This is a genomic window from Nocardia acididurans, assembly GCF_016741815.1.
GTDB classification, from domain to species: Bacteria; Actinomycetota; Actinomycetes; order Mycobacteriales; family Mycobacteriaceae; genus Nocardia; species Nocardia acididurans.
In genome coordinates this window covers 287,676-293,233 of sequence record NZ_JAERRJ010000011.1, presented here as the reverse complement: position 1 = coordinate 293,233, position 5,558 = coordinate 287,676, and the positions used below count along the sequence as shown (strand labels likewise).

Below are 5,558 nucleotides of genomic sequence, written 5' to 3'. Positions count from 1 at the left end.
CCGTAACCTCACTTCTGCAGCGCCGCGGGAGCACTGCGTCCTGCCACGCCGGCGCCGGGGCGCGCCGGTCGCGGCGCGGCGCCCGGCGGGCGGGCTACTTCGATCTCAAAAACCAATGCGGATAATTCGTCAGCAGATTGTCAGCTCACGATTGAGCACCTCCGCCAACGAAACCGCACCGCCCTCGACGAGATACTCGTCGACATACTGTCTGGTGAAGAGATAGGCGCTGAGCCGGCTCAGCTCCGCGCCGCGCGCGTTCCAGGACCGCAGCCCGAAGGGGTAGCAGCGCAGCTGGTCGCGGATGTCCGCGTCGACCATCCGCCGGCCCCAGTCGACCATCTCCTCCACGCTCGCGAGGTCGGCGTATTCGCACACCTCCGCGATGGAACGCAGTGCGCTGTCGGCGCACAGCGCGGTGGTCAGATCGCCGTGCGCCGCGGACCAGTAGGCCGGCACCCCGTCGATCCGGCGCTCGCCGAGCATGCCGTAGCCGCCGGGATCGGCCCCGATCGCGACGCCGGCCGGACGCAGCGGATCGGAGATGAGCGCGCACCCGGCGATCCGGGCCCGCCACCGCGGGTCGGCCGACGCCGCCGCGGCGAGATCGCCGACGATGGCCGCGCCCTGCGCGTAGCCCGCCAGCACCACCGGACCGGAACCGCGGCGCAGCTCGTCGAGCAGGGCCGAGCGGCCGCCGCCGGGGGCGGAGTAGGACAGCACGCGCGGGCTGAACCGAGCCGGATCCAGTGCCCCGGTGAACGCGTCGACAACCGGATGCTGCGCGGTCGCCCAACTGGCCCCGAGGATCAGTACATCGATCACCGGCTGCCCCAGGCCGGCGGCCGGTACGTCTGCCTCGGCATGAAACACCGGCCCACCTTTCGGTCACAGTTCTCGAACGTACGGAATGACGATGCCTCAGTACCCGGGGTGATTGCGTCGCCGTACGGGGTGAGCGGTGTCGTAGGAGTCCCGACAGCAGCGATCCGGGGTGAGGAACGAATCACCCCGGACGGGTGACGACCTCACCCCGGATCCCCAGTCAGAATCGCGGTATCGATGGACATCGGCGACGAGTGCACAAACGTTACGGTCGGTCCGGACGATAAATGGCGCATGTGAGACACCTGCACAGCTGCGCCCGAGTATCGGTGAGCGCTATGGCTTTTGCCACTCTGTCCGGCTGATCTGCGCCGACGCGGAACCGATCCTATTGGTGTTTAAATAGGGGCATGCACTCTGTCGACATGCCGACTTCAACGCGTCCGGCACCCGAACCGCGCGCGCACTGCGACGGCCAGGGCACCGCGCGGGTGGCCGGCGGCGCCGACCCGACCACGCAGACGCCGGGCACCCGGTCGGCGTCCGTGGCGCGAGAGGCAGTGTTGGCCGAGCGGGTCCGCATCTCCCGGGAGATCCACGACGTACTGGCCGGTTCGCTGGGAGTGCTGGGTATTCAGCTGCAGGTCCTGCACACCGTTCTGGCCGATCTCGGCGACGTGGACAGTGCCGTGAAGTTGCTGGAGGAGCTGCAGCTCACCACCCAGGAGGGCCTGCGCGAGACGCATCGCGCGGTGCACGCCCTGCGTCGCGACCCGCAGCCCCTCGGCGAGCAACTGGCCGCCCTGGTGGACCGGCATCGACGCAGTCTGCAGGCTCGGGCCAGCCTCACCATCGAGGACGAACCGGACTGGCTGCCGCCGGAAACCTCTCAGGCCCTGCTGCGCGTGGTCGGCGAAGCCCTGCTGAACGCGGCCAAACACGCACCCGGCCAACCGGTCAGCGTCGTGCTGAGCTATCGCCTCGACGAGGTCGTGGTCAGCATCGCCAATCCACTGGGCCACGGCGAGCCCGACCGCTACTACCGCGACGTGGACGGCGGCTACGGCCTGCTGGGCATGCGCGAGCGGCTGCTCCCGCTCGAGGGTTCGGTCACCGCCGGCGCCGACGGAGACCGCTGGGTCGTCACCGCCCGCGTGCCGTCCACCCCGCACTCCACCGCACCCACCGGGGAAATCACCCCATCACGGTGATGACATCACCCCGCCGATCACTCAATTGCTACACTGGCCCGCCTCCGAGACCACGGTAGCCGCTATAGCTCGTCACACTGTGCAGGAAGGGGAGGCACCAGTGAACTCGAATGTCCAGACCGACCAGATCCCTGTGGTGACCCTCGCGTGAATTCGGGAACCAGCGCCGACCAGCCGCTGCGCATCGTGGTCGCCGACGACCAGGCCAGCGTGCGCGAAGGTCTGGCGCTCATGCTCAACGTGCTGCCCGATATCGACGTGGTGGCCACCGCCGCCGACGGCCAGCAGGCCCTGGAACGGGTCGCCGAGCACAATCCGGACGCGGTCCTGCTGGACCTGCGCATGCCGGTCCTCGACGGCATCGAGACGGCCACGCGCATGGCCGTCGACTACCCCGACGTCGTCGTGGTCATCCTGTCGACTTACGCCGACGACGCCTCGGTATTGGCCGCACTGCGCGCCGGCGCCCGCAGCTTCCTCACCAAGGACGCCGACCGGGCCGGCATCGCCCGCGCCCTGCACTCCGCGGTGAGCGGTCTGGCGGTGATGGACCCGCAGGTGCAGGACACCCTGCTGGCGGCGGCCCGCGGCATCCCGGAAGCGCCCCGGCTGCCCGACGGCCTGACCCGGCGCGAAGCCGAGATCCTGTCCCTGGTCGCCCGCGGTATGACCAATGCCGAGATCTGCAAATCACTGTTCCTGAGCGCGAATACGGTCAAGACCCACATCAACCGGATCTTCGCCAAGACCTCCTCCCGCGACCGCGCGGCGGCGGTCGAATACGCGCGACGGCACGGCCTGGCCTGAGAGCTTTTCCGTTTTCCGCGAGGCGCGGCTCCCGGCGGACGAGGATGGGGTGGTGAACCTCACCGCACGTCGCTAAGGAGCAGGCCATGGTAGAGATCTCACAGCCCCAGCCGTACGGCACGCCCACCTGGGTGGACCTCGGTGTGCCCGATCACCGCGCCGCGATGGAGTTCTACGCCGCGGTGTTCGGATGGGAGTTCCTCGAGGGTCCGGCCGAGATGGGGTACTACACCATGTGCCTGGTGCGCGGGAAACCCGTGGCCGCGCTCATGAAGAACCCCGACCCGGAGGCCACCGAATTCTGGTGGAACATGTACTTCGCCACCGATGATGTGGACGGCACACTCAAGCGCATCAGCGATGCGGGCGGCCGGATCCCCATGGCCGCAATGGATATCACCGATCAGGGGCGCACGGCCATCGGCGTCGATCCGGTGGGCGGGCAGTTCGGACTGTGGGAGGGCCGGGCGCACATCGGCGCGCAGATCGTGAACGAGCCGGGCACCCTCGTGTGGAACGAACTGCTCACCGCCCAGCCGCAGCCCGCGCGCGAATTCTATTCCACCGTCTTCGAATTCCGGCTCGAACCGCTGCCCGACATCGACTACACGGTGCTGCATCGCGCCGACGACCGTGCCGTCGGCGGCATCGAGGGCGACCCCACCGGATCCAAACCACTGTGGGTCACCTATTTCGAGGTGGCGGACACCGACGCCACCGTGGACCGCGCGACCACCGCCGGCGCCACCGTGACCCTCACCGCCCAGGACACGCCGTTCGGGCGGATCGCGGGACTGCGCGATCCCTTCGGCGCGGATTTCCGCATCATCCGTTCCGCCCCGCCGTCCTGATCGACCGTCGCCCCGGTGGTCAACAGGTCCAATCCAGCACCGGGGCAAGGGCTTTGAACTGCGCCGACGCGGGCGTCAGACGCATGATCGCGGCGCGGAGCGCGACCAGCGGGGCCGACTCCCATTGGGCCACAGCGCCGATCCGATAGGAACGGGACGCGATCATCCGGGTGCGCGGGCGGCGTTCGCCGTCGTAGGCGGTGAGCGGACCGCCCGCGGCGGCCACCCGGGCCAGCACGACGGCGTCCTCCAGTGCCTGGCACGCGCCCTGCCCGAGATTGGGGGTCATGGCGTGGGCGGCGTCGCCCACCAGGGCGATACGTTCGCCCACAAAGCTTTTCAGGGCGGGCAGATCGTAGATGTCATTGTGCAGGACGGCCGCTTCGTCGGCGGCGGCCAGCAGCGCCGGGATGGGATCGTGCCAGTCGCCGAAGCGACGGCGCAGCTCCGCGAGCCCGCCCCCGGGAGAATCGGCCGGAGCGTTGGCGGTGGCGAAGCAGTAGACGCGGCCGTCGGCGAGAACGCCGTAGCCGAAACGCTCACCGCGGCCCCAGGTTTCGCCCATTCTGGTGATCGGCTCGGCGGGTGCGACCACCACCCGCCAGGCGGTGTAGCCGCTGTAGCGCGGCTGGATGTCGCCCAGCAGCGCGCGGCGCACGGTACTGCGAATACCGTCGGCGCCGACCACCAGATCGCCGGTGGACTCACCCCGCGAGTGCGCGACGGTGCCACCGGCACGCACGCCGGTCACCGAAATACCGGTGCGCAGTGCGGTTTCCGGGACTGCGGCGCGCAGGATGTCGAGCAGGTCGGCGCGATGCATCATGATCGGGCTGCCGTAGCGTGCCCGGACAGCGGCCTCGTCGGTGCGAGACAGCCAGCGGCCCTTGGCATCCCGGATTCCGGCCGAACCCTCCTCGAGCGCACGGGCCCGCACCTGCTCCCCCACGCCCAGGGCGTCCAGCGCGCGCAGCGCATTGGGCCAGATGGACAGTCCCGCACCGACTTCGGTGATCGAGGCGGCCTTCTCGAGCACCTCGATCTCCCAGCCGCGACGCTGGAACGCGATGGCGGTTGCCAGACCGGCGATACCGCCGCCGACGACGATCACCTTGGGCATGGACCTGTTCCCTTCACTCCGGCCCGGCATCGAGCCGGACGAGAATGACCGTACTACAGCTGTAGTATTCCATACTACAGCTGTAGTGCATGTCACTACTGATGTAGTCTCCGGGCATGTCCACCAAGCGCGAACTCGTCCTGGACGCGGCCATCGAACTACTCGGCAGCCGTGGCCTGCGCGCGCTCACCCACCGCGCGGTCGACGAAGCCGCGGGCATGCCCGCCGGATCCAGCTCCAATTACTTCCGCACCCGCGAAGCCCTGCTCTCGGGGATCGCCGAACGGCTCGAGCAGCGCGATCACCACGACTGGGCCGCGCTCAGCCACCGGCCCGCACCGACCACCATCGACGAGCTGGTGGCGGGAATGGCCGAATTCATCCGGCACGCGGCGACCACCGACCGGATCCGCACCCTGGCCCGATACGCATTGTTCATGGAAGCGCAGACGGTGGTCCCGCTGCAGGAATCCGTGCAGCGCGGCCATCGCGCGCTGACCGCGTGGGCCGAAAGCCTGCTGACCCCGCTGCATCCCGACCGCAGCGTAGCGAAACTGCTGGTCGACTACGCCGACGGCGTCATCCTGCACCAGCTGGTGAGCCCCGAGCCGGAATTCGACCCGCACGCCGCGCTGGATCGGCTGGCTCGCGCGCTGTTCGCGGCCCCGGAATAAATACGACTAGCCTTCCAGCAAATTACCGGCGGTATACACGGCACAAACGAAAGAAGCCCCGCACCGTATG

6 protein-coding genes are annotated in these 5,558 nt (G+C 69.0%); 4 read left to right on the top strand and 2 right to left on the bottom strand.

Annotated features, from left to right (window positions below):
• Positions 1–129: 129 nt before the first annotated feature.
• On the bottom strand, positions 130–873 hold the full coding sequence (locus tag JK358_RS28520) for a hypothetical protein (protein ID WP_201953509.1): 744 nt from the start codon (positions 871–873) through the stop codon (positions 130–132).
• A gap of 377 nt (positions 874–1,250) precedes the next feature.
• On the opposite strand from JK358_RS28520, the gene JK358_RS28515 reads away from it, so the two are divergent.
• The 3 genes from JK358_RS28515 to JK358_RS28505 all read left to right on the top strand — a co-directional run bounded on the left by JK358_RS28515 (position 1,251) and on the right by JK358_RS28505 (position 3,694).
• The gene (locus JK358_RS28515) at positions 1,251–2,036 is read left to right on the top strand and encodes a sensor histidine kinase (RefSeq protein WP_201953506.1); all 786 of its coding nucleotides are present in this window, start codon (positions 1,251–1,253) and stop codon (positions 2,034–2,036) included.
• 147 nt (positions 2,037–2,183) lie between these two features.
• Complete coding sequence (locus tag JK358_RS28510) at positions 2,184–2,843, top strand: response regulator (RefSeq protein ID WP_307817782.1); 660 nt, start codon at positions 2,184–2,186, stop codon at positions 2,841–2,843.
• 86 nt (positions 2,844–2,929) lie between these two features.
• On the top strand, positions 2,930–3,694 hold the full coding sequence (locus tag JK358_RS28505) for a VOC family protein (RefSeq protein ID WP_201953502.1): 765 nt from the start codon (positions 2,930–2,932) through the stop codon (positions 3,692–3,694).
• 19 nt (positions 3,695–3,713) lie between these two features.
• Here the strand turns inward: JK358_RS28505 and JK358_RS28500 are convergent, their stop codons facing one another.
• A complete protein-coding gene (locus JK358_RS28500) occupies positions 3,714–4,814 on the bottom strand; it encodes an FAD-dependent oxidoreductase (protein ID WP_201953499.1) in 1,101 nt (366 codons plus the stop codon).
• A gap of 116 nt (positions 4,815–4,930) precedes the next feature.
• On the opposite strand from JK358_RS28500, the gene JK358_RS28495 reads away from it, so the two are divergent.
• Positions 4,931–5,488: a TetR/AcrR family transcriptional regulator gene (locus tag JK358_RS28495; protein ID WP_201953496.1), complete on the top strand. Its 558-nt coding sequence runs from the start codon at positions 4,931–4,933 to the stop codon at positions 5,486–5,488.
• The last annotated feature ends 70 nt before the right edge of the window (positions 5,489–5,558 follow it).

Bases quoted from the DNA above. Each gene is read 5' to 3' on its own strand.
- JK358_RS28515 (WP_201953506.1), top strand. From the start codon at position 1,251: ATGCCGACTTCAACGCGTCCGGCACCCGAACCGCGCGCGCACTGCGAC.
- JK358_RS28505 (WP_201953502.1), top strand. From the start codon at position 2,930: ATGGTAGAGATCTCACAGCCCCAGCCGTACGGCACGCCCACCTGGGTG.
- JK358_RS28500 (WP_201953499.1), bottom strand. From the start codon at position 4,814: ATGCCCAAGGTGATCGTCGTCGGCGGCGGTATCGCCGGTCTGGCAACC.
- JK358_RS28495 (WP_201953496.1), top strand. From the start codon at position 4,931: ATGTCCACCAAGCGCGAACTCGTCCTGGACGCGGCCATCGAACTACTC.